We start from the raw sequence: 23975 nt of genomic DNA on the forward strand, positions 1-23975 counted from the left end.
GCTAAATACCCTAATGAAGCGCTCAGCCCGCTCTGGCAAGCGTCTCGGGGGTGTCCTGCATCGGCGGCCAGGGGCGTTTGTCTTCGGCATCACACCAGGCTTGCACCCAGTCTGGCAGCGCAGGGCTTTGCAGGTCGGCCTGGCCCCAGGCAGTGGCCACCTCGGTTGGCGGTACAATGCCTTTTTTGCTGGTAAAGCAGGTGCGCAACAGCGCGTGGCTGGCGCATTCACCGTTCTTTTTCCAGATGCTCTGTTCGATGTAGAAAAACTTGTCGTCCCAGCCGATGGCGCGGCTACGCATCTCAAAGGGTTCAAACGCAAAAATGCGGCGACGATAGCGGATGGTGCTGCCGGCGACGGCCACGGCCCAATTGTTGTTCTTCAAAACCGGAACCAGCCCCACCCGAACGGTCAGCATGGTGCGGCCCAGATCAAACAGGGTGAAGGTGCGCCCGTTGTTGAGCTCCATCCAGATATCCAGATCCCAAGGCCAGCAACGGTGATGAGACACATGCATGTCGAGCGGGCCCAGAGGCGCCATACGCTTGGCCTTAAACGCGTCCTTCAACAGGCGAACAATCGGGTACATAGGGCCTCCGCAATGATTTTTTGATTTATTCCTGTGATTGTCTTGCCACCTGTTTAGCCCGCGTCAACCAGCAACCTCGCGGCAGGGTTGCGAATTGTGATCAGGCTGCATAGGTGGAAGGACAAACAGCTTAGGAAACGGACCTCATGTTGGCCATCTACGATCTACTTCAACTCGTTCTGGGTGTCGTCTACACCATCATGATTGTGCACATCATCATGAGCTGGCTGATCAACTTTCAGGTTCTGAACCTGGGTCAGCAGCTTGTCGCGCAGATCTGGTACGGCATTAACCGCCTGCTGGAGCCGCTGTATCAGCCGCTGCGTCGTATTCTGCCCAACACGCACCCCCTTGATCTGGCACCGCTTGTGGCGCTGATCGCCGTGATCGCGCTGCGCGCAATCATTCTGCCTGCCGTCTTTGGTGTAGGCCGCTACGGCTTCTAACGTGGCGAAGCGCAGCACAAAGCTGCGCTTGCCCCTTGCCGGTCGAATCGCTCTGTGGGATTGTGCAGCCCGTAAAAGAACGAGCAGCGATCCCCGTCCGTGACCATTACCCAAACCTCTGCCTTGCCGCTGTTGCGCGACATTTTTGGCTATGACGCCTTCCGGCCCGGCCAGGAAGAGATCGTTGATGCCGTGACCGCGGGCGAAAACGTCTTGGCGATCATGCCAACGGGTGGTGGTAAATCTTTGTGTTTCCAACTGCCTGCGTTGATGCGGGACGGGATCACCGTGGTGATCTCTCCGCTCATTGCATTGATGCGGGATCAGGTGCGCGCCCTGCAGGAAGCGGGTGTCTGCGCCGGTGCGCTCACCTCGGGCAATACCGAGGAAGAGACCGAAGCCGTTTGGGATGCCATCGAAGAAGGTCGCCTGAAACTACTGTACATGGCGCCGGAGCGTCTGGCCTCGGGGGCTGCCATGGGCATGCTGCGGCGGATCGGGGTCAGCTTTATTGCCGTGGACGAGGCCCACTGTGTTAGCCAATGGGGCCATGATTTCCGCCCCGACTATCTGCGGATCGGCGAATTGCGCCGCGCGCTGGACGTGCCTTTGGCGGCCTTTACCGCCACTGCGGATCAGGAAACGCAGGAAGAGATCGTCCAGAAACTGTTCGACGGCGAAGCCCCGCGCGCCTTTCTGCGTGGCTTTGACCGGCCCAATATCCATCTGGCCTTTGCCGCCAAAGACAGCCCCCGCCGCCAGATCCTGGACTTTGCGGCCGCCCGCCCGGGGCAGTCTGGCATTGTCTATTGCGGCACGCGCGCCAAAACCGAAGACCTGTCCAATGCGCTGAACGCGGCCGGTCATACCGCCTGCTTTTATCATGGCGGCATGGATGCCGAAGACCGCCGCATTGTGGAAACCCGTTTCGCCCGCGAAGACGGTTTGATTGTGGTGGCCACCGTGGCCTTTGGAATGGGGATCGACAAGCCGGACATCCGCTGGGTGGCCCATGCGGACCTGTCGAAATCAATCGAGGCCTATTATCAGGAAATCGGTCGCGCCGGCCGCGACGGGGCACCGGCGGAAACGCTGACCCTATTTGGCCCCGAAGACATTCGCCTGCGCCGCAATCAGATCGACGAAGGTCTGGCCCCGGCCGAACGGCGCGCAGCGGATCATGCGCGCCTGAACGCGCTGCTGGGGTTGGCAGAGGCCATGACCTGCCGCCGCCAGACACTGCTTGCCTATTTCGGCGAAGCGGCAGAGCCCTGCGGCAATTGCGATCTGTGTGACACCCCGCCTGCGACCTTTGATGGCACCACGTCGGTGCGCAAGGCGCTGTCAGCAATTTTGCGCACGGATGAGACCTATGGATCAGGCCATTTGATCGACATTCTGTTGGGCAACACGACCGACCGGGTGCGGGCACGTCGCCATGATGATCTGTCGGTTTTTGGCTGCGGTCAGGAGCATTCCAAAGCGGAATGGCAGGCGGTGTTTCGGCAGATGATGGGCCGCGATCTGGTGCGTCCCGACCCCGAACGCCATGGCGCGTTGCGGATGACCGAACCTGCGCTGCCGATCCTGAAAGGCGAGGCGTCGATTACTCTGCGCAAAGACACGATCAAAGCCGCTGGTCGCCGCCCTGCGGTAAAAGCGCTGGTGTCGGATGAAGACGCGCCGCTGTTGTCGGCGCTTAAAGCCAAACGACGGGCACTGGCAGAGGCACAGAAAGTCCCGGCTTATGTGATTTTCCCAGATCGCACCCTGATCGAGATGGCCGAAAACCGTCCGCAGACTCTGGATGCGATGGCGCGGATTTCTGGTGTCGGGGCCAAAAAACTGGACCGCTATGGCGCGGAATTTGTTGCGGTTATCAGTGGCGAAACCGAAGAGCTGCACCCGGCGCGCCGCAAGCTGGCCGCGCGCGGTGTTGGAGAGTTGTACGATCAACTGCTGGAAGTGCAGGGGCAGCTTCTATACGGAACATGTGGCACGCTGAAGCCGCTGACCTGCTCGGCGTCGATGTTGGCCAAGGTCGCAGCACTGCGCGCCGATGATGAAGCCGGGCTCGCCCGGCTGCTGGGAGAGCGCCGCACGGAACGTTTTTCTTCGGCGTTTCTGGACGTCTTGCGCGGCGCGGGCTAGGTCATCACCAAGGATCAAAAGGGGACAGAACATGCAGGTTGTGGTTTCACCAGCCAAGAAGCTTGATTGGAGCACACGGGAGCACGACGTGACTTTCCCGGCTTTTCAGCAGGATGCGATTGCACTTGCTGCAGTTGCGCGCGATCTGTCGGTCGCTGACCTGATGAAGCTGATGCACATCAGCGAAGATCTGGCCAAGCTGAACTATGACCGTTTCCGCGATTTTGCCGATGACCCGAAAACGGAAGACCTGCGTCCCGCCGCACTGGCATTTGCCGGAGATACCTATCAGGGCTTGGAAGCAGCGTCCCTGGATGCGGAGGAAATGGCTTGGGCACAGGATCATTTCCGCATCCTGTCCGGTCTGTATGGCTTGTTGCGCCCCTTGGATGCGATCCAACCCTATCGTCTGGAGATGGGGTCGCGGCTGAAGAACCCGCGCGGAAAGAACCTCTATGAGTATTGGGGGGCGCAGATTGCCGAAGCCCTCAATGCGCAGGCGGCGGCTATCGGGAGCGATGTTCTGGTGAATTGCGCCAGCCAGGAATACTTTGGCGCCGTCGATTTGGGCGCGCTGAAACCGCAGGTGATCACCCCTGTCTTTATGGAAGACAAGCCCGGTGGCCCCAAAGTTGTAAGCTTCCACGCGAAGCGTGCGCGTGGTGCAATGGCCCGTTTCATTATCCAGCGCCGTCTGACAAATTCGGCTGGCATCCTGGAGTTTGACACAGGTGGCTATGCCTATCGTGCGGAGCTGTCAGAGCCGCAAAAACCGGTGTTCTTGCGGGCCGGATAAGCCCTAGCCTGCCTGTTCCAGTGCGAGTTCCAGCGGGGCGGCATCTGTCGGGTGGTAGGCGTGGATCTTTTCGTGGATCAACGCCTTGCGTAGGGGTTTGGTCAGATAGTGGTCCAGCCCTGCGGCCAAGATCCCTTCGGAATCGCCGTCCATTGCGTGGGCTGTCAGGGCCACAATCTGTACATGGGCGCCGGTTTCAGTTTCCAGCCGCCGGATTTCCTGCGTGGCTTCTTTGCCATCCATCTTTGGCATGGAGATATCCATAAAGATCAGGTCCGGCTGGAAACTTTGATAAAGTTCCACAGCCTCCAGGCCATTGCCCGCAAATTGCAGATCAATATCCAGTTCTTTGACCATCTTGCGGAAGACCAGTTGATTCGTGCGGTTGTCTTCGGCAGCGAGGACACGCATGCGACGCATATTGCCCGACGGGGCCGAAGGTGCCGGGGCAGACGTGGACGGTGCTGGATCGGATTGCGTGGCCGGGGGCGTTTTGGCTGCTGCGGCGGCAGTGCCAGTTTTCTGCAGGTTGCTGAGAGCTGCAAACATCCCGCCGCGGGGCAGGGGTTTTTGCAGCACGCCATTGAAAATTTCTGCGACAGAGGCGTCCTTGTGGTCGGCAGGATCCGAGGACAGCAAAAGAATCGGAACGTCACGCCAGTCGTGCCGCAGGGCGCGGGCCAGTTTGAGCCCATCCATATTGGGCAGGTTGCGATCCGTGATCACCACGTCGATCTGAGCGTTCATCAGCTCCAGCGCCTGTGCCGCTGTATCGGCGGTGGTCACCTGCAGGCCCATGCGGTTCAGCTGACGGGCAAGGATGTCGCGGTTGGCGACAAGGTCATCCACCAACAGCACCTGCTTCAGATTCCCGGGCAGTTCTGGCGTGGCTTGCTCGCCATTGGCGGCCTCGCTTAGCGGGATGCGGAAGCCAAAACAGGACCCTTCGCCATGGGTGCTTTCAACCCAGATTTCGCCATCCATAAGCTTGACCAGCCGTTCGGTAATGGCGAGGCCAAGACCGGTTCCTTCGAACTGGCGGTTGGTGGCATCTTCGACCTGATTAAATTCGCCAAAGATATGTTTGATCTTCTCTTCCGGGATGCCGATGCCCGTGTCCTCGATCGAGATATGGACATTGACTGTGTTTTCTTCGGGATGCGGGACGCCGGTGACGCGGGCGGTAACATGGCCTTCGCTGGTGAATTTCACCGCATTGCCAATGAGGTTGGTCAGGATCTGGCGGATACGCCCCGGGTCGCCGATGAAATTGGTTGGCATGAAGAGGTCGAAATCAACCAGCAGCTCCAAACCTTTGTCGCGCGCATTGGCCTGCAGCAGCATGACCACCTCGTGCATGCAGGCTTCGAGGTCGAAGGGTTCGGGATGCAGAACCAGTTTGTCGGCCTCGATTTTGGAATAGTCCAGAACGTCGTTGATAATGACCAGCAGTGCCTCGCCCGAGTTTTTGATCGTATTGGCATAGAGGCGCTGGTCGTCCGTCAGGGTGGTGTCGAACAACAGTTCTGCCATGCCGACAACGCCGTTCATTGGCGTGCGAATCTCGTGGCTCATGTTCGCGAGGAAGGCGGATTTGGCGCGGCTGGCGGCCTCGGCCTTTTCGCGGGCGGTGCGCAGTTCTTCTTCGTAGTGGACGGTCGACGTGATATCGAGCGCAAGGCTGATCATATCGCCATCATGACCGCGCTGGTCGATCACCTTGACATAGCGGTCGTTCCACAGCCGGATTACGGTCGGTTCCGGCTGTGGCGATTGCCAGCGTTCGGACATCATGGCGCGCCAGGAATCGGCGGTCAGTTCTTCGGTATCGATCAGCCCTTCGTCGGTCAGGATCTGAAGAATGCGCTGATAGGAAATGCCCGGCGCAACCTCTTCCACACCCTCAAAAATATTCAGGTAGGCCGTGTTCGCGCCAATCAATCTGCTTTGCGAATCGAAAAAGGCAAACCCGTCCTGAAAGGCCTGGATTGAATGCCACAAGCGGCGTTCGGCCTGTTCTACTTTTTCGTTGGCAGTGTTGAGATCGCTTTTCACCTTTTCGTTTTCATCACGCACATTGGCGATGGTCGCTTGCGTCACACCAATGCGTTTGGTCAGGGCAAGCGCGTGCCGGCCCAACTTGCGGTTGGCTTCCGTCAATTCGGCTTGTTTCAGTTCTAAAAGTCGTTCAGCGGCAAGACGGGCGCGTCGTTCCTGAGCCAACTTGTCTGCAAGCGACATGCAGCAAACTCCAAAAAAAGGTGCGGGTGTGATATCAACCCGCCCACTTTTGCAGAGATTCCTTAATCAGGGTTTAGCGGCTGGAAACCATGTCACTTATCGGCGTCCTTCGCGCAGCCATGCGACGACCAAAGTGCCCATCGCCAGCAGCAGCATCAGCCAGGGAGGCAGCAGCTGGCTTTGTCGGACTGTCGTCGTTTCGGCCGCGCCGCGTGGCAAAAGCCCAATCCAACCGCGCCCGGCTGCGGGGCGCCCTTCGCGGATGTCGCGCAACCTTGGAATACCATCTTCAACGGCCAGCGTGCCGCCGCGCCATGTTTGGATCAGCGGTGCCAGGACAGCACCCGTTGCCAATGGCGTTTCAAATTCTCGCGGCGACTGTGGGCCAAGGCCGATGACGGTTTCCTGATCGCTTTCGCGCAGGCGATAGAGGCCCACCATAGGCCCCTCATATCGCCCTTCCCAAAGACCCGGTGCGGTCTGTGTCAGCTCGCGCGTTTCAACTTCGCCGTCCGGGCGCTGGATTTCAACGGTCCCGACCGTGTCGCCGAGGCTGCGACGACGGATGATCAGGGACTGCCCAGAAGCGGTCGCGCTCAGCACCTCTTCTTCCAGCTCTGGTTCTTTCATCATCCAGTGGGACAGACGGCGCAGCAGCTCCAGCTGCGGTCCGCCGCCATCGTAGCCACGTGACCAAAGCCAGGCGTGATCGGATGCCAGAAGTGCGACACGCCCTTCGTCGACGCGGTCCAGAACCAGAAGCGGGCGATCATCAACGCCCTGCATCAAGGTGTGGCCACTTGTGGCAGCCAGATCGACCAGACGAAGCCACCGGCCCCAGCTGTCGCGACCTTCAAGGTCAGCGGTCACCGGGTGTTTGTCGCCCGTCAGGGTCACGGCAGGGCGATAGGATTGTTCCAGCACACGGGCCGAGGGCTGCGCCGGCAGAACGTCGGCCAGAGGCGTGCGGAAGATACTATCCGCACTGGCAAAGTCAGGACCCGCAGCCACCAGAACCGCGCCGCCGTCACGCACATAATTGGCAACGTTATCCAGATAGATGGTCGGCAAGATGCCGCGTCGCTTGTAGCGGTCAAATATGATCAGGTCGAAGTCGTCGATCTTTTCCAGAAACAGCTCGCGTGTGGGGAACGCGATCAGGGACAGTTCCTCCACCGGCACGCCGTCTTGTTTTTCGGGGGGGCGCAGAATGGTGAAATGCACAAGATCAACCGAGCTGTCTGATTTCAGCAGGTTGCGCCAACTGCGGCCGCCCGGATGTGGGGCACCGGACACCAGCAAAACCCGCAGGCGATCGCGCACACCATTGATCTGCACCAAGGCCACATTGTTGCGATCTGTCAGCTCTCCCAATGCGGGGGGGGTGCGAAATTCGATCACATTGCGTCCGCCGTGGGGCAGGGTTACGGGCAGTTCAAAGTCCCGTCCCACTGGCAGGGCAAATCTTTGCGGCGCTTCGCCGTCGACGGCAATATCCAGTTCCGCATGGCTCTGGCCTGCTGGCACTGCGCCAGCGTCGTCAATGCGCAGAGTTAGCGTCAGGGGCTCGCCGATTATGCCAAAGCTCGGCGCGTTGCGGACGATCAGGCGGCGGTCCCAGTCGGTGCTGCGGCCGGTGTGCAAAAGATGCAGCGGCGCAGGCAGATCGGGGGCTTGATCCATATCGTGGACCTGCCCGTCGGACAGCGCAATGATGCCCGCAATCCGCGCGCGCGGCTCATCCGCCAGCGCCTCGCGAATGACCGTCATCAACTGTGTACCGCTGTCGTCCGCGCTGTCGGGGATGGTGATCCAGCGCACGTCTGTGTTGGGGCGATCCGATAGGGCGGATGCAAGTGCGTCACGCGCCGTTGCCATTTGATCCGGACGATCGGCCAATTGGTTCGACGCACTTTGGTCCAGAGCAACCAGGACAATATCCGACAGCGGGCTCTGGTCGGCCTCTTGGCGAATGGGACCTGAAAGGGCGGCCAGCACAAACAGAGCGGCCAATCCCCGATAGCCCCAGCCCGGCAGTCGCCGCCAAAGAGCGACGCTGAGGGCCAGCAAAGTCAGCGCTGCCAGCGCGGCCAGCACCGGTAGCGGCACCAAAGGGTCAAAAAGCAGGCTCTGGCTCATTTGAATGTGCTCCTCATTGCCCCAAACGATCCAGCAGGGCCGGCACATGCACCTGATCTGATTTGTAGTTTCCGGTCAGCACATGCATCACCAGATTGACCCCAAAACGCCGTGCCAGTTCCCGCTGCCGCTCACCACCATAGCCGCGCCCTACCGGATACATCGGCGCGCCAGAGGCATCCACGGCCCAAGCGGCCGCCCAGTCGTTGCCGCCAATCACCACTGGTGTGACCCCATCGTTGAGCTGGCGGAAGGGCAAGCCTTCGACCGTTTCGGCCTCGGTGGCGATGGCTTCGACCCAGACAGGGCCTCGGAGATGCCGACCGGGAAAGTCCTGCAACAAGTAAAACGCGCGGGTCAGCACGTGGTCACGCGGCACAATTTCGAGCGGCGGAATATCCAGAGCAAGCGCGATCTGTTGCAGCCGTCGCGCGGCCGGGCTGGTGCTGCCGGTGACGGACAGATCCGAATCGCGGGTGTCAAAAAAGATCATCCCACCGTTCGCGAGATAGGTGTTCAGCCGACCATAGGCCTCGGCCGAGGGCATCGGCTGTTGCGCGGTCATCGGCCAGTAGAGGATCGGAAACAGGGCCAGCTCGTCCCGTTCCAGATCGACTCCAAAGGGGGCTGCGGGTTCCACAGAGGTGCGGTATCGCAGCACATCAGACAGCCCGCGCAGCCCGGCCTCTGCGGTGGCATCCACTGACGCATCCCCGGTCAGCACATAGGCGAGCCGGAGTTCACCGGCCAGTTCTGCTGCGGTTTGCGCCGGAGCGGGGTTAGGATGCAGGAGCAGCCCCGCCAGAACAACAGCTGCGGTGCCTTTGGCCGCTTTGGCGGGGGACCAAAGGCCGGACACCAGCAAAGATGCGGCCACATCCAACGCCATCAAAATCAGTGCCATGGACAGGAACAGGCCGCCAAGGGGGCGTTCCGGGCTGGCTTCAAACGCACGCACAGGAATGTCCTGTGGCCAGATGGCAGGCTGGAGCGTGGATCCAACAGGCAGGACATTGCGCGCCAGACTGCGCTTGCCGCTTTGGTACAGGCCGGGCCAGAGGTCAGGTCCAGCCGCGGCCTCAATGAGCGCGGGCCCGGCAACACCCGGTTGCGTTCCCGCGTCGCGCAAGCGCCCGAAGCCATCCAGCACGTCCACAGGCTGCCAAATGGTTCCGTCCAGTTCTGTGGCCTCGGGCGCTTTGGCTGCTGAAGAAACAGCCAGCCTCTCGAGCATGTCAACAAACAGGCCCGACAGGGGCAGGCTACTCCACTCCGCATTGGCGGTCACATGGAACAACACGATCTGCCCCTGGCCAAGGTCTTTGCGTGTGACCAGCGGCGTTCCATCGGCCAGTTCGGCAATGACGCGATTGGCCAGTTCAGGATCCGGTTGCGCAACGACCTGGCTGCGCACGGTCACTTCGTCTGGGATCTCCAGCTTGTAAAACGGGGAGCCTTCGGCAAAAGGCGCCAGCGTTTTCGGGTCACCCCAGCTCATTGCGCCGCCAATGCTGCGTCCACCAATACGCAGGCGCACAGGCATCAAGGGTTCCTCGCGGTCGCGCGCCGTGTCCGAGGCCGCAAGCCGCGGGCCTGCAAACCGCAACAAAAGCCCCCCATCCACAATCCAGTTCACCAGAGCCTCTTCTTGAGCCGCAGGCAGATGGGCCACATCGGCCAGGACAATCACGTCCGGCTTGGCAGGCAGAAGATTGGCAAGCGTGCCTTCCAGGAGGTCTGCGCTGGGGGCCAGCGCCTCGCGCAGGTAATGAAGCGGCGACAGCAGGGCGAGCCCCTCATTGCCAGCCTGTGACGAAATCAAAGCCACTTCGCGCCGCCGCAGCCGATCATCGCTGAGTGCAATTGCTCCAGCAGAGCGTACATCGGCGAGGGCAAAGCGGCTGATCCGCGCGCGCAGCTCTGCCGGGAGCGACAGCCGGGTTTCCGCCGTCGTGGCGCCAGCCTCAAACTGAAACGCGACGCTGGCAAGGATGCGTTCCTGCCCACCGGGGTCCAGTCCCAAGGCCTGAAGCTGGTGCGCACTGGCCGGGCCGGGATTTGCCCGTGTCGCCTGCAGCACAATGGCCCCGTCTTCAAATGCGGCGGGCAAAAGACCCACGACCTCATGTTGGTTTTGCAGCACTTCGACCGCGCCGCGGTCGCGCAGGGCTGCGATGAAATCTCTGCGCGCTTCGCGGTCGTCGACAAAGGACAGGCCATCGCTGATCCAGAGCGTGTCAAACCCCTGTTGCGCCTCTGTCACGTGGCGGGTGGCCGCCGACAGCATTTCGGTCGAGGGCTGCCAGGGCTGCGGGACCACACCAGCCAACAGCCGCGCCTGCACATCAGCCGGTTGAAATTGCAGTGGTGTAGGGTCGGTCAGGGACAGCAGGGCCACTGGCCGATTGGCGCGCGCGGCATCCTGCAGAAGCGACTGCAGTTGAGTGCGTGTCTCAGACCAATGCGCAGCCCCGGCCCAGCTGGCGTCGACCACAAGCAGCAGGGGCTTAGGACTGTCTATGGCGCGCGCGGGATTGAGCACAGGTCCGGCCAGGCCAAGGATCACAGCGGCCAGCGCCAGCAGGCGCAGCAAGAGCAACCACCACGGTGTGCGGTCAACCTGCGTTTCTTTGTCTCCCAGCCCCAAAAGCAAAGTCACCGCCGGAAACAGCTGCCGTTTGGGGGCCGGTGGAATGGCCCGCAGCAGAAACCATATGATCGGCAGCGCCAGCAGAGCAACCAACAACCAGGGGCTGGCAAAACCTATGCCATAAATCACGCTCATGTGGCGTGTCCTGCGCGCCGTCCAAGCGCGCCATGCAGCCACAAAAGCCCCGCTTGCGCGCTTTGTTCCGTATGGTGAAGACCCAGCTGCCAGCCTGTTTCCCGGCACAGGTGGTCCAGAGCGTCCCGTCGTTCAGCAAGCCGGTCTAAATACCGATCCCGCAGTCCGCGTGCCTTCAGGGTTTCATGGGCCAGTTCTCCGGTCACACTTTCAAATCTTGTGCGCCCGGCGAAAGGAAAGGCCTCTTCGCTAGGGTCGAGCACCTGCAGCAAGACGCCACGCACGCCTCTGTCGGCGGATTTGGCCAGAGCGGTTTCCAGTTCCTGCATGGGCCCCAAAAAGTCGGAAATACACAGGGCGCGGGCATGGGGTATCAACGCGCGGTGTTCCGGCGGTGCATAAGGGGTATCGTCGTCTTTGGTCCAGGATTCGGCCATCCGAAGGATCTGAATATTGCCGCGCCGGGGCGGCAGCAGCCCTCCGGTCAGGCCCACGCGTTCGCCGCCGCGGACCATTAAAATCGCAGTCGCCAGGGCCAGCAGACGCGCGCGGTCGGCCTTCGTGGGCAAGTGGTCGCTGGAGGCAAACCGCATGGATGCGCCGCGATCAGTCCAGAAATGCACCGTCTGGGCGATCTGCCATTCGCGTTCGCGCACAAACTGCTGATCCCCGCGGGCAGAGCGGCGGTGATCGATCATCCGTCGGGAATCGCCGGGTTGAACGGGGCGATATTGCCAAAAATCATCCCCCATGCCGGACCGCCTGCGACCGTGATCGCCCAGCAGCACGGCCCCGGCCAATTGCTCAGCTTGCACAAGCAGGGGCGGCAGCGGACTTGCGGCTTCTTCGGCGCGCAGCCTCAATTGCCCGCCGGGTCCGCGCAGGGCGGCCTCACGCGACGCGGCGCGCGGGGGAGTGTCTGGGCTCACGCGGCGGCTCCCTGTGGCAGCAGCGCCTCAGCTGTTTCGAGGATCAGTGCCTCGAGGCTTTCGCCGCGCGCACGGGCAGCAAAGTTCAGCTGCATCCGGTGGCTGAGCACCGGTTGCGCCATGTTGAAAACATCAGCAGGGGTTGGGGCCAGCCGCCCTTCGAGCAGGGCGCGGGCGCGGACAGCCAGCATCAGGGCTTGTGCAGCGCGGGGGCCCGGGCCCCAGGCCACGGTCTGCGCCACGTGATCTGACACATCCGCTTCGTCCGGGCGGAAGGCGCGCACCAGATCAAGGATCGCTTCCATCACGCTTTCCCCGACGGGCATTCGCCGCAACAGGCGCTGCGCGGCGATCAGATCGGCGGCGGTGAACACTTCCTTGGCCTCGTCTTCGGTGACCCCTGTTGTGGCCAGAAGAATGGCGCGTTCGGTGTCGCGGTCCGGATAGGGCACATCGATCTGAAACAGGAACCGGTCCAGCTGCGCTTCGGGTAGTGGATAGGTGCCTTCCTGTTCGATCGGGTTTTGCGTTGCCAGCACGTGAAACGGCGCCTCCAGCGGGCGGGTTTCGCCTGCGACGGTGACGTGACCTTCCTGCATTGCCTGCAGCAGGGCAGATTGTGTGCGCGGGCTGGCGCGGTTGATCTCATCCGCCATCAGTAATTGGCAGAACACCGGCCCTTCGAGAAAGCGGAAGGCGCGGCTGCCATCAGCTGCGGTTTCCAGCACCTCGGACCCCAGAATATCTGCGGGCATCAGGTCTGGTGTAAACTGAACCCGGTTGCCTTTCAGGCCCATGACGGTCGAAAGGGCCTCGACCAGTCGGGTTTTGCCAAGGCCGGGCAGGCCGACCAGCAACCCGTGACCACCGCACAAGAGGGTCGACAGCGTCAGATCCACGACCCTTTCCTGTCCGATGAAGCGGCGGGTGATCGACTGCCGCGCGGCCTGAAGGTTTTCCTCTAGAGATTCGATCTCCGCCACCAGATCTTCGGTTGTCTGGCCGGAGGTCTGCTGCGTGCCTGTCCCATGGTCTGCGTCAGTCATGGCGTCCCTTTCTCTGGGGGTGTATGGTCTTACTGTATCGCGCAAAGAGGAAATGGCAAAAGTAATGAGCGGACAAAAACCTGTGACCCCGAACGCAGACGCATTGGCAACGGCTGCAAAAGCAGCGTCCAAAGGCGGCCCCGCGCCGGTTCATTTGTGGAACCCGCCGTTTTGCGGTGACCTCGATATGGAGATCAAACGCGACGGCACGTGGTTCTACCTTGGGACGCCGATTGGCCGGTTCGAGCTGGTCCGGCTGTTCTCTTCGATTCTGAAGATGGAAGACGGCAAATACTTCCTTGTGACCCCGGTGGAAAAGGTCGGCATCCGGGTCGAAGACGCGCCTTTTGTTGCGGTGGACTTTGAGGTTGCGGGGGAGGGCGACGCGCAGAGCCTGACCTTTGAAACCCATGTGGGCGACGTCACGACCGCCAGTCCTGAAACCCCAATCCGGGTGCATTTGGATCCTGAAACCGGTGAACCTTCGCCCTATGTCATGGTCCGTGCGGGTCTAGAGGCGCTGATTGACCGCAAAAGCTTCTACCGATTGGTAGAGCTGGGCGTGCACCGGGAGGGGTGGTTTGGCCTGTGGTCCGAAGGCCAGTTTTTTCCGCTGCTGCCGTCTGAACAGCTAGAGGTCTAAGCGCTGCGGCAACCCGAGAGTTAAAATTGCGTGAACTATGATGCTTTAATGGTGTTGCGTCCAAGGTCCTAAAATATGGATTGAAGAGAGGCAGCCCCATTGGGGCGTAAGTGGAAAATCGGGAGGAAACCATGCCCAAATTCGCGGCAAACCTGTCCATGTTGTTTGCAGAACTGCCCTATCTGGAACGTTTCAGGGCGGCTGCAGAAGCCGGGTTTGAAGCGGTCGAGGTGCTGTTTCCCTATGACGTTGCAGCCAAAGAAACCCAACGCGCATTGTTGTCCAATGGGCTTGAACTGCTGCTGATCAATGCACCGCCCCCAAACTACACAGGCGGAGAGCCGGGCTGGGCAGCGCTGCCCGGCGGTAGCGATCGTTTTCAGCGCGATGTACGTAGGGTGCTGCGCTATTCAGAGGTGCTAAAAGCGCAGCGGATTCACATTATGGCGGGGGTCGCCAGCGGCGATGAGGCCCGCAAGACATTCGTGGAAAACCTGCGCTGGGCGGCAGATTTTGCCCCCTATCAGCAGTTCACCATCGAACCGCTGAACCAAGGGGATCGTCCGGGGTATTTCTTGGACGACTACAACCTTGCCGCCGAAATTCTGGACGAGGTCGGGCGCCATAACGTGCAGCTACAATATGATGCGTATCATGCGCAGATGATCCATGGTGATGCGCTGAAGGTTTGGGAAACCTTTGGGGATCGCGCGTCGCATGTGCAGGTCGCGGCGGCGCCGTCGCGCTGTGAACCGGGCGCGGGTCCGGTGGATTTCGCAGCCCTGTTCACCGCCATTGACAACAGTGGATACGAGGGCTGGGTCAGTGCGGAATACACCCCCAGCACCAAACGTACAGAGGAAAGCCTGGGTTGGATGCCTGCGTTTGAGGCGGCTTAAGTACTGCCCAACCCAAATAGACCCGAAAATCAGCGCGCCCAAGGGGCGCGCTGTTGTCATTATGGGCAGGGGTTAGTGCGCTTCGGCCCAGTTCTGGCCCTGACCCGCATCCACGACCAGTTTCACGTCCATATGCACCGCCGGATCTGCCGCCCCTTCCATGACCTTGCGCGCGGTGGCGATGGTTTCTTCCACGTGGTCTTTGGGGACCTCGAACAGCAATTCATCGTGCACCTGCAACAGCATGCGGGCGGGCAAATGGGCGATGGCATCGGGCATGCGCACCATGGCGCGGCGGATCACATCGGCGGCGGTGCCTTGAATCGGGGCGTTGATCGCGGCGCGTTTGGCAAAACCCGCCCGCGGGCCTTTGGCGTTGATCTCAGCGGTGTGGATCTTGCGCCCAAACAGCGTCTGCACATACCCGTGCTCTTTGGCGAATTCCACCGTCTGATCCATATAGGTGCGGATGCCGGGGAAGCGTTCGAAATAGCGGTCGATAAAGTTCTGCGCCTCTTTGCGCGGGATGCGCAGGTTGCGCGCCAGACCAAAGCCCGAAATCCCGTAGATCACGCCAAAGTTGATCGCCTTGGCCTGACGACGGATCTCGGGTGTCATCTCGCTCATCGGCACGTCAAACATCTCTGACGCGGTCATGGCGTGAATGTCATGCCCTTCGGCAAAGGCCTGCTTCAGCGCGTCGATCCCCGCCATATGCGCCAGAATGCGCAGTTCGATCTGAGAATAGTCGAGCGACAGTAGGACGTTGCCCTCTTCCGGCACAAAGGCCTCGCGGATGCGGCGGCCTTCCTCTGAGCGCACGGGAATGTTCTGCAGGTTCGGATCGCTCGACGCCATTCGGCCGGTGTTTGCGCCGGTCTGCACATAAGACGTATGCACGCGGCCAGTGTCGGGGTTGATATGGTCCTGCAGTGCGTCAGTGTAGGTGGATTTCAGTTTTTGCAGCTGGCGGTAATCCAGCACGCGAGCGGCGAAATCATGTTCCGTGGCAAGGTCTTCCAGCACATCGGCCGGGGTGGACCACTGGCCGGTCTTGGTCTTTTTGCCGCCTTCCAGCCCCATGTCCTCGAACAGGATCTGACCCACCTGTGCCGGGCTCTGGACGTTGAATTCCGTGCCCGCAATCTCGTGCAGCTCGGCCTCGAACCCGGCCATCTTCTGGGCAAAGGCATTGGACATGCGGCTCAGCACATCGCGGTCGACTTTGATGCCGTGACGCTCCATCTGCGCCAGCACCGGCACCAGCGGCCGTTCGAGGGTCTCGTAGACCGTTGTGACCTTCTGCACATGCAGCTGCGGTTTGAACAGCTGCCACAGGCGCAAGGTGATATCGGCGTCCTCAGCCGCATAGGGCACCGCATCGTCAATCGCCACCTTGTCAAAGGTGATCGCCGATTTGCCACTGCCCAACAGGGGTTTGATCGGGATCGGTTTGTGATCCAGATAGCGTTCGGACAGGGTATCCATGCCGTGGCCGTGCAGGCCCCCGTGCAGCGCATAGGACAGAAGCATGGTGTCATCGATCGGCGCTACATCGACGCCATAGCGGATAAAGATCTTGGCGTCATATTTCATGTTCTGCCCGATCTTGATGATCGCCGGATCTTCGAGAACCGGTTTCAGGATCGCCAGCGCCTCATCGAGCGGCATCTGCCCCTCGGCCAGACCTTCGCCGCCAAACAGATCATCGCTGCCCGCCTTATGGGTCAGCGGGATATAGCAGGCCTTGCCTGCTTCCACACAGAGTGAGATGCCCACCAGATCCACCACCATCTCGTCCAGACCAGTGGTTTCGGTGTCCACCGCAACCCAGCCCCGTTCGCGGATCTGGTCGACCCAGGTCTGCAGGGTCGCGGCATCGCGCACGCAGGTGTATTCGGCCTGATCAAAGCTTGGCGCTTCGGGGGCCTCAACCTCGCCTGCGGCAGCCTGCGGCGCGGCCTCGGGGATGGTCGGGGCCTCCATGCCCAGCTGATCAGCCAGACGTTTTGTCAGGGTGCGGAATTCCATCTGGCTCAGGAATTCCAGCAGGACGTCTGGCTCTGGGTCGCGCACCTCGAGGTCGTCGATGGTAAAGTCCAGCTCCATCCCGCAATCCAGCTGCACCAGCTGCTTGGACAGTTCAATCTGATCGCGTTTTTCGATCAGGGTCTGGCGGCGCTTGGGTTGTTTGATTTCCTCGGCGCGGTCCAGAAGCTCCTCTAGAGAGCCAAATTCGTTGATCAGCAAGGCGGCGGTCTTGATGCCAATGCCGGGCGCGCCGGGGACGTTATCAACGCTGTCGCCTGCCAGCGCCTGCACGTCCACCACGCGTTCGGGACCGACGCCGAATTTTTCGTGCACGCCGTCGCGGTCAATGCGCTTGTTCTTCATCGCATCCAGCATTTCCACACCGTCACCGACCAGCTGCATCAGATCCTTATCGGACGAGATAATGGTGCAGCGCCCGCCGGCTTCGCGGGCCTGGCAGGCAAGGGTCGCAATAATATCGTCGGCCTCGAACCCTTCGATCTCTTTGCAGGCGATATTGAAGGCGCGGGTCGCATCGCGGGTCAGCGGGAACTGCGGGCGCAGGTCTTCGGGCGCGGGCGGGCGGTTCGCCTTGTAAAGATCATAGAGATCATTGCGGAAGCTCTTGCCGGAATGGTCAAAGATCACCGCCACATGGGTCGGCGCGTCCGGGCCAGTGTTGCCTTCGACATAGCGGTGCAGCATGTTGCAAAAGCCCGACACAGCGCCAATCGGCAGCCCATCGGATTTGCGCGTCAGCGGCGGCAGCGCGTGATAGGCGCGGAAGATAAAGGCCGAACCGTCGATCAGATGCAGGTGGCAGCCCTTGCCGAATTGTGTTTGTCCCATGGGTGTCTCCTGCGTGTTGTGTTGGCGTGTTTCGTCGGCGTTTTGCGCGTAAATAGGGCGATTGCCGCGCCTGCGGGCAATTGTCTGAAACGACTTATCCTCCATCGCTTCGACCTCTGCAATTGCCCATTGCAGATACACCAAAGGGGATTGCCAAAATGGGGTGCCGTTAGGTAAGGGGGCGGGTGCCTTGACGTGTAGGGCAACCGTAGTCACTGTTTGAAACGACGCGAATTAGCGTCGGTTTGGACGTACCTTTTCTTGGTACGAGTTTTGGACAATTCAATTTTATGCGACTGTTACTTACTCATTTTTGTGCATTGGTTATTACGCTGTCGGGCTTTGCCTGGGCCCATGATGGCGCGGTTACACAGGCTGAAAGCACTGCTGTTTCGACCACAGCAATGCATTGTGCCACGCAACCAGGTCGCCCCCATAGCTGCACGCCGATCTTTGCTTGTATTGGTGAAAAAGGTGAATTTTTTCAAGGGCAAGCGCGCGGCTGGGGAGAGCTGGGTTTATTGCGGGGCCGCACTGGGTCTGGGGCGCATTGTTCTGGCTTTTGGCAGCGCGACGGCGAAGTCGGTGTCGGCAAAGCCAAGATCAACTGCTCCAATGGGACCCGAGCTGAGGTCAATTGGAACGCACGTCACCGCGAAGCCGGGTATTTTGTCGGCAGTGGTTCTGACAGCGAAAACCGTAAGGTTTTGGCCTGGACCGGGCGCGATATTATTGCGCGAATCTCGGCAGAAGGCCTCGGTTTCGATGTGTTTTGTTCGTCCCGCGCCCAAGATTTTGGCCGCAGACTGGACGCTCTTGATGGGTGAGACGAATTGACCCAAAGCATATTTTGCTTCGGGTCAAAGTCATCTCCAGACCAAAGGCGCACTGCAAACGTGGTGCGCCTTTTTCATTCCTTGGTTCAGGCCTTGGACAAACCCTCAGCCGAGCTGGGCGACAGGTTCAGAGCGAAGCAATATCCAGCTTATCGGCAAAATCGCGGTGGACATATTTGCAGCCGCAGTAGGGGCATTCGACCCAGCCGATGTCTTCAGGGATCTGCAGAAACACGCGGGGATGTCCCAATGCGCCTTCGCCGCCGTCACAGGCCACACGGTAGCTGTCCACGATCTTGGTTTCTGGCGCTTCAATGGTCATCGCTGGCGATCCTCTGGCTAATGCGTTAGGGGCTTTATGAGCCATGGTAATTCCGGGAGCAAGGGCCGCGATGACTGAGGACGCAATCCGTTTGGAAGCTTTGCGTAAAACCTACAAAGGTCGCAAAGGGCAGCCAGAGAAACAGGCCCTGAAGGGCATTGACCTGAGCGTGCCGCGTGGATCGGTCTTTGGGCTCTTGGGGCCCAATGGCGCGGGCAAGTCGACCCTGATCAATATTCTGGCCGGTTTGGTGCTGAAAACCAGCGGCAAGGTGACGATCTGGGGCTTTGATCAGGACCGAAACCCACGACAAAGCCGCGCCTCGATCGGGGTGATGCCACAAGAGTTGAATTTGGATCCCTTCTTCACCCCGCGTGGTGCGCTGGAGGTGCAGGCGGGCTTGTATGGGGTGCCGAAATCCGAACGGATGAGCGATGAGATCCTGCGGCTGATCGGTCTTGAAGACAAAGCCGAAGCCTATGCACGCACCCTGTCTGGCGGTATGCGGCGGCGGCTTTTGTTGGGCAAGGCGCTGGTGCACCGGCCTAATATCCTTGTGCTGGATGAGCCCACCGCAGGTGTGGATATTGAGCTGCGCCAGATGCTTTGGGAGAATGTGCGCCACCTCAACGAGCAGGGGATGACCATCATCCTGACCACGCATTACCTCGAAGAGGCGCAGGAAATGTGCGATCAAATCGCCATTATTAATCAAGGCGAGGTCGTGGCGCAGGACAGCACCGCCAATATGTTGTCGCGGTTGGATGCACGCGCCATGGTGGTGCAGCCCGCAGACACCTGCACGGCGCTGCCCACAGGCCCCGGCATCCAGGCCGAAGCCCGGGCAGATGGATCCATCGTCCTGCGGTATCACAGCAACGAAACCCCTGCCGAAGCCGTGCTGGAAGCGGTGCGTGCCGCCGGGATCACCATTCGCGATGTCAAAACCGAAGAGGCGGATCTGGAAGATGTATTCCTTGCGCTGACGTCTTCGAAATGACCTCGGGTCTGTGTATCAGGCCTTTTGAATCGCGTGACGCGGGCGACTGGGGGCGCATTTTTCATGCGGCTGTCCATGCGGTTGGTGCGCGGTTTTATTCCCCCGAGCAATGCGCAGCCTGGAGCCCGGAGGTGCCGCCAGTCGAACGGGTATTAGCCCATGTCGAAGGGAGGCAGGTCTGGGTTGCCGTGGATGACACGGACCGGGCACAGGGCTTCATTGAGCTGGAGCCGGATGGTCACATCGACTGTTTCTATCTTTCCCCTGATTGTTCTGGGCGCGCGGTCGGCGGGCTGCTCTATGCGCAGCTTGAGGCCGCAGCACGCGTGGCGTGCATGCCCCGCCTTTATGTCGAGGCCAGCGAACCTGCGCGTCGTTTTTTCCTGCGTCAGGGGTTTCAGGAAGACGCGCGGCGCGATTTCGACCTGCGTGGCGTCGCCATGTATAATTTTGCCATGTCGAAGCTTTTGAGGGGCTAGGGCGTCTGGGCAGTGAGGTGCCAGTCTTCGGCTTTCACCTCGAGCGTTTCATCGCGGAAATAGAAATGAAAGTGGCGTTGTCCTTGCCCGCGCAGTTTTGTCCATGGGGTGACGTCCATTTCGTCACGCGTGTTCCCGGAGATTTCGTAGAATTCCCCCAAGCTGGTGCCAACCCGCTAAAGCGGCACTGACCGCCGTACCAGCCGTGATCATTGACCGGCGTGATGCGAAAGCGACTACAATTCTGGAAGGTCAACGAGATTTGAGAGACGCCCTCGTAGTGTCCGTATTGATAAGTGTTTGGCGCAAAACTTACCGTTAGAGTCTTTCCTGCTGCAATGGCTTGGGGTTTCGGAGCATTGGGATGCGCGTTCCAATCCACATTGAGCTTTTCAAACTCTGGTAAATCGGCTTCGTGGAAATGCCATGGGGCGTCTTGCTTTGGCGTCCATTGCACCAATTGTTTTTTGCGGGCCCGGTCTGTGTGGCGAATGGCTGTGCTGTCGGTGGCGACGGCAATTTGGCCAAGCCCAAACAGGGGCCATCGCGTCAGACAATTGCGAGTGTTGCGTGTGCTTACTTCTAGAATTTCCAAGTTTGCGTTGCCCAGATGCAGAATGTCGCCGGGTTCTGGGAGATTTGTGAGTTTGTCCAACATCCAAATGAGTCGTGGCTGGCCGGTGGCCTTATCCTTGATCTCAAACACATCTGTCAGGCGGGCGCTGGGAAGGCGGCGAAATTTTAGCATTGGGGACCGAAAGAACCGCGTCAAATATGCGATGAAGCATATCCAGTGTTCCTTGCGCAAAACAAGAGGGGGGCGCTCTTGTGATGTTCGGCAGGACTCGCAATGAGAACAAAACGGGAATATTATACCTCCATGTTTGCTGAGCTTTCCTGCCTGTCCAACTTCACCTTCCTGACCGGGGCGTCGCACCCGGAGGAATATATGCGCGCGGGCCTTGAGACTGGCGTGGAGGCGCTGGCTGTTGCCGATGTGAATTCCGTGGCCGGGATTGTCCGGGCGCATGTCTGGGCGCGGGAAGTGGCGCGCAAGGTCAAAGAGCGTGCCGCTTGGGACGCAGAATACGGAGAGATTGGGCCGCCCCGGCCGCCGCATTTACCCGTGGTGCGCTCCTACCCTGTCACAGCCCAGCCGCGTTTGATCCCGGCGGCGCGGCTGCGGTTTACCGATGCGCCGGATGTGATTGCCCTGCCGCAGACCCGGATCGGTTGGGGGCGGCTGTCGCGACTGTTGTCTGTGGGGCGGCTTCGGGCGGAAAAAGGGGACTGCAGTCTTCAGATTGCGGATCTTCTGGAACATGCGGAGGATCTCCATCTGCTTCTGGTGCCACAGGCGCACCCGCAGCCCGACGGCGCAGGCGGATGGGGGCCGCATATGGATGCTTTGACGCGCTGCTTTGCCGGGCGGATACACCTGATGATGGCTCCGCAATATGACGGCCGGGACCATGCGCGTTTTGCCCATCTGACCGGCTTTGCGCAGACCTGGGGCATCCCAACCCTGGCCTCTGCCGCGCCCTGTCTGCATCACGGCAGCCGTCGCCGTCTGGGCGATGTGCTGACGGCGATCCGGTCTGGGTGCCGGGTCGAGGATCTGGGGCGCGCGGCCCTGTGCAATGGGGAACAGCGCCTGCGCTCCGAGGCCGAGATGCTGCGGATTTTCAAAGGGTTCGAGGATGCTGTCCACCGCGCCGGCGATCTGGCCGGATCGCTAACCTTTTCACTGGACGAACTGCGATATGACTACCCGGATGAGGGGCAGGGGGAAACGCCGACAGAACGGCTTGCCCGATTGGCGCATGCGGGGCTGCGCTGGCGCTATCCGGCGGGGGCGCCGCAGAAGGTGCAGGACATGCTGGAGCATGAGCTGACCCTGATCGGCAAGCTGAACTACGAGCCCTATTTTCTCACCGTGAACGACATTGTCGATTTCGCGCGGTCGCGGAACATTCTGTGCCAAGGGCGGGGATCGGCGGCCAATTCCGTGGTGTGTTATGCGCTGGGCGTGACCTCGGTCAGCCCCGAGATCGGCACGATGGTGTTTGAACGCTTTGTCAGCGAGGCCCGCGATGAACCGCCCGATATTGACGTGGATTTCGAACATGAACGCCGCGAGGAGGTGATCCAGTGGATCTATGAGCGTTATGGTCGCGAACGCGCCGGGCTCTGCGCGACGGTGATCCACTATCGGGGCAAACGTGCCATCCGCGAGGTGGGGCGCGCGATGGGGCTGTCTGAGGACACGATCTCTGCCATGTCCTCGCAGCTTTGGGGATTTTATGCGACCGACGCGGTGATGGACCACCGGCTGCGCGAAATTGGCCTCGATCCGTCGGATCGCCGGTTGCGCCTGACGCTGGATCTGGTCGAACAGATCATCGGCTTCCCCCGCCATCTGTCGCAACATGTGGGTGGGTTCATTATCACCCAGGGCCGTCTGGACGAACTGGTGCCGATTGAAAACGCCACGATGGAGGGGCGGACGGTCATCTGCTGGGACAAGGATGACATTGACGCGCTTGGCATCCTGAAGGTCGATGTGCTGTCGCTGGGCATGCTGACCTGCATCCGCAAGGCGTTTGATCTGATGCAGCGCCACCATCGGCAGGAGTTCAATCTGGCGACCCTGCCGCCCGAAGACCCCGCAGTCTATGACATGCTGTGCCGCGCCGACAGCATTGGGGTGTTTCAGGTGGAGTCACGCGCGCAGATGAACTTTCTGCCGCGTATGAAACCTAGGAATTTCTATGACTTGGTGATCGAGGTGGCGATCATCCGCCCCGGGCCTATTCAGGGCGATATGGTGCATCCCTATATTCGGCGGCGGAACGGGGAGGAGGCGGTGTCGTTTCCCTCTGATGCGCTGGGCGAGGTGCTGGGTAAAACCCTGGGCGTGCCACTGTTTCAGGAACAGGCGATGCAGATCGCCATGGTGGGAGCGAATTTCACGCCCGAACAGGCCGATCGCCTGCGCCGGTCGCTTGCGACTTTCAAGAAACACGGCACCGTCAGCGAATTTCGCGGGCTGTTCATGCGCGGCATGGCGAAGAACGGCTATGACGCGGATTTTGCCGAACGTTGCTTTTCCCAGATCGAAGGGTTCGGGTCTTATGGCTTTCCCGAAAGCCACGCGGCAAGCTTTGCGCTGTTGGTCTATGCCTCGGCTTGGATCAAATGCCATCATCCGGGCATTTTTGCCTGCGCGCTGCTGAATTCGCAACCGATGGGGTTCTACGCGCCTGCACAGATCATTCGCGATGCCCGCGAACACGACGTAGAGGTGCGCCCGATCTGCATCAATACATCCTATTGGGACAATGTGATGGAGCCTGACGGGCGCGGTGGGTTCGCGTTGCGGCTGGGGTTTCGGCAGATCAAAGGCATAAGCGAAGAGGACGCAGGCTGGCTCACGGCGGCACGCGGCAATGGCTACCGCGAGGTTGAGGACCTGTGGCGTAAGGCCGGGCTGATCCCTGCGGTGATTGAACGGCTGGCCGAGGCGGATGCTTTTGCGAGCCTTGGTTTGGGCCGCCGCGAGGCGCTGTGGGCGGCCAAGGCGCTGGCCAAAACCAAACCCCTGCCGCTGTTTGCCCGCGAGCTGGAGGGGGAGGGGATCTATGAACCCGACGCCCAGCTGCCGCAGATGACTTTGGGGGAAGAAGTGGTGGAAGATTACGTGGCCACGCGGTTCTCGCTCAAGGCGCATCCTTTGGCTTTGTTGCGGGACCGGCTGACGCCGCCTTGAAGAGGGGGCTCTGCCCCCTTGGCCT

General features: G+C 60.5%; 18 protein-coding genes. 9 read left to right on the top strand and 9 right to left on the bottom strand.

Annotated elements, in window-relative coordinates; genetic code table 11:
* Nucleotides 1-22: 22 nt before the first annotated feature.
* Nucleotides 23-589 carry an acyl-CoA thioesterase gene (locus TRM7557_RS13215; RefSeq protein ID WP_058290659.1) on the bottom strand — a complete coding sequence of 189 codons (567 nt, stop codon included), beginning with the start codon at nt 587-589 and terminating at the stop codon, nt 23-25.
* A gap of 146 nt (nt 590-735) precedes the next feature.
* Between TRM7557_RS13215 and TRM7557_RS13220 the strand changes: the two genes are divergently transcribed.
* The 3 genes from TRM7557_RS13220 (at nt 736) to yaaA (ending at nt 3982) form a co-directional block, all read left to right on the top strand.
* On the top strand, nt 736-1035 hold the full coding sequence (locus TRM7557_RS13220) for a YggT family protein (protein WP_058290660.1): 300 nt from the start codon (nt 736-738) through the stop codon (nt 1033-1035).
* A gap of 99 nt (nt 1036-1134) precedes the next feature.
* Nucleotides 1135-3186 carry a DNA helicase RecQ gene (gene recQ / locus TRM7557_RS13225; protein WP_207382658.1) on the top strand — a complete coding sequence of 684 codons (2052 nt, stop codon included), beginning with the start codon at nt 1135-1137 and terminating at the stop codon, nt 3184-3186.
* Between the two features lie 31 nt (nt 3187-3217).
* The gene (gene yaaA, locus TRM7557_RS13230) at nt 3218-3982 is read left to right on the top strand and encodes a peroxide stress protein YaaA (RefSeq protein ID WP_058290661.1); all 765 of its coding nucleotides are present in this window, start codon (nt 3218-3220) and stop codon (nt 3980-3982) included.
* 3 nt (nt 3983-3985) lie between these two features.
* On the opposite strand, the gene TRM7557_RS13235 is transcribed toward yaaA, so the two are convergent.
* The 5 genes from TRM7557_RS13235 to TRM7557_RS13255 all read right to left on the bottom strand — a co-directional run bounded on the left by TRM7557_RS13235 (nt 3986) and on the right by TRM7557_RS13255 (nt 13122).
* The gene (locus TRM7557_RS13235; protein WP_058290662.1) at nt 3986-6223 is read right to left on the bottom strand and encodes a response regulator; all 2238 of its coding nucleotides are present in this window, start codon (nt 6221-6223) and stop codon (nt 3986-3988) included.
* Nucleotides 6224-6319: 96 nt separating this feature from the next.
* A complete protein-coding gene (locus TRM7557_RS13240) occupies nt 6320-8362 on the bottom strand; it encodes a hypothetical protein (RefSeq protein ID WP_058290663.1) in 2043 nt (680 codons plus the stop codon).
* A 13-nt stretch (nt 8363-8375) separates the two neighbouring features.
* Complete coding sequence (locus TRM7557_RS13245; protein ID WP_058290664.1) at nt 8376-11147, bottom strand: DUF4159 domain-containing protein; 2772 nt, start codon at nt 11145-11147, stop codon at nt 8376-8378.
* Nucleotides 11144-12010, bottom strand: coding sequence for a DUF58 domain-containing protein (locus TRM7557_RS13250; RefSeq protein WP_082626611.1), 867 nt, complete (start codon nt 12008-12010; stop codon nt 11144-11146). Before TRM7557_RS13250 ends, TRM7557_RS13245 begins: the two co-directional genes overlap by 4 nt.
* A 62-nt stretch (nt 12011-12072) precedes the next feature.
* Nucleotides 12073-13122 (bottom strand): AAA family ATPase, encoded by a 1050-nt coding sequence (locus TRM7557_RS13255; protein ID WP_058290665.1) that lies wholly within the window; start codon nt 13120-13122, stop codon nt 12073-12075.
* Nucleotides 13123-13186: 64 nt separating this feature from the next.
* Here TRM7557_RS13255 and TRM7557_RS13260 point away from each other — a divergent pair, with 64 nt between their 5' ends.
* Together TRM7557_RS13260 and TRM7557_RS13265 are read left to right on the top strand one after the other, a co-directional pair.
* Complete coding sequence (locus tag TRM7557_RS13260; RefSeq protein ID WP_058290666.1) at nt 13187-13765, top strand: DUF1285 domain-containing protein; 579 nt, start codon at nt 13187-13189, stop codon at nt 13763-13765.
* A 131-nt stretch (nt 13766-13896) separates the two neighbouring features.
* Nucleotides 13897-14664: a hydroxypyruvate isomerase family protein gene (locus TRM7557_RS13265; protein WP_058290667.1), complete on the top strand. Its 768-nt coding sequence runs from the start codon at nt 13897-13899 to the stop codon at nt 14662-14664.
* A 72-nt stretch (nt 14665-14736) separates the two neighbouring features.
* Here TRM7557_RS13265 and polA read toward each other — a convergent pair whose 3' ends face one another.
* Entirely contained in the window at nt 14737-17544 is a 2808-nt protein-coding gene (polA, locus tag TRM7557_RS13270) for a DNA polymerase I (protein ID WP_058290668.1), read from the bottom strand.
* Nucleotides 17545-17789: 245 nt separating this feature from the next.
* On the opposite strand from polA, the gene TRM7557_RS13275 reads away from it, so the two are divergent.
* Nucleotides 17790-18371, top strand: coding sequence for a hypothetical protein (locus TRM7557_RS13275; RefSeq protein WP_131727555.1), 582 nt, complete (start codon nt 17790-17792; stop codon nt 18369-18371).
* 136 nt (nt 18372-18507) lie between these two features.
* Here the strand turns inward: TRM7557_RS13275 and TRM7557_RS13280 are convergent, their stop codons facing one another.
* The gene (locus TRM7557_RS13280; protein WP_058290670.1) at nt 18508-18702 is read right to left on the bottom strand and encodes a zinc-finger domain-containing protein; all 195 of its coding nucleotides are present in this window, start codon (nt 18700-18702) and stop codon (nt 18508-18510) included.
* A gap of 70 nt (nt 18703-18772) precedes the next feature.
* Between TRM7557_RS13280 and TRM7557_RS13285 the strand changes: the two genes are divergently transcribed.
* Both TRM7557_RS13285 and TRM7557_RS13290 read left to right on the top strand, forming a co-directional pair.
* On the top strand, nt 18773-19702 hold the full coding sequence (locus TRM7557_RS13285; protein WP_058290671.1) for an ABC transporter ATP-binding protein: 930 nt from the start codon (nt 18773-18775) through the stop codon (nt 19700-19702).
* The gene (locus TRM7557_RS13290) at nt 19699-20181 is read left to right on the top strand and encodes a GNAT family N-acetyltransferase (RefSeq protein WP_074941769.1); all 483 of its coding nucleotides are present in this window, start codon (nt 19699-19701) and stop codon (nt 20179-20181) included. The genes TRM7557_RS13285 and TRM7557_RS13290 overlap by 4 nt, the downstream gene beginning before the upstream one ends.
* 34 nt (nt 20182-20215) lie before the next feature.
* Here TRM7557_RS13290 and TRM7557_RS19880 read toward each other — a convergent pair whose 3' ends face one another.
* Nucleotides 20216-20929, bottom strand: a complete 714-nt coding sequence (locus TRM7557_RS19880; RefSeq protein WP_131727556.1) for a hypothetical protein — start codon at nt 20927-20929, stop codon at nt 20216-20218.
* A gap of 132 nt (nt 20930-21061) precedes the next feature.
* On the opposite strand from TRM7557_RS19880, the gene TRM7557_RS13295 reads away from it, so the two are divergent.
* Nucleotides 21062-23950 (top strand): error-prone DNA polymerase, encoded by a 2889-nt coding sequence (locus TRM7557_RS13295; protein ID WP_058290754.1) that lies wholly within the window; start codon nt 21062-21064, stop codon nt 23948-23950.
* The last annotated feature ends 25 nt before the right edge of the window (nt 23951-23975 follow it).

It is taken from the genome of Tritonibacter multivorans (assembly GCF_001458415.1).
GTDB classification, from domain to species: Bacteria; Pseudomonadota; Alphaproteobacteria; order Rhodobacterales; family Rhodobacteraceae; genus Epibacterium; species Epibacterium multivorans.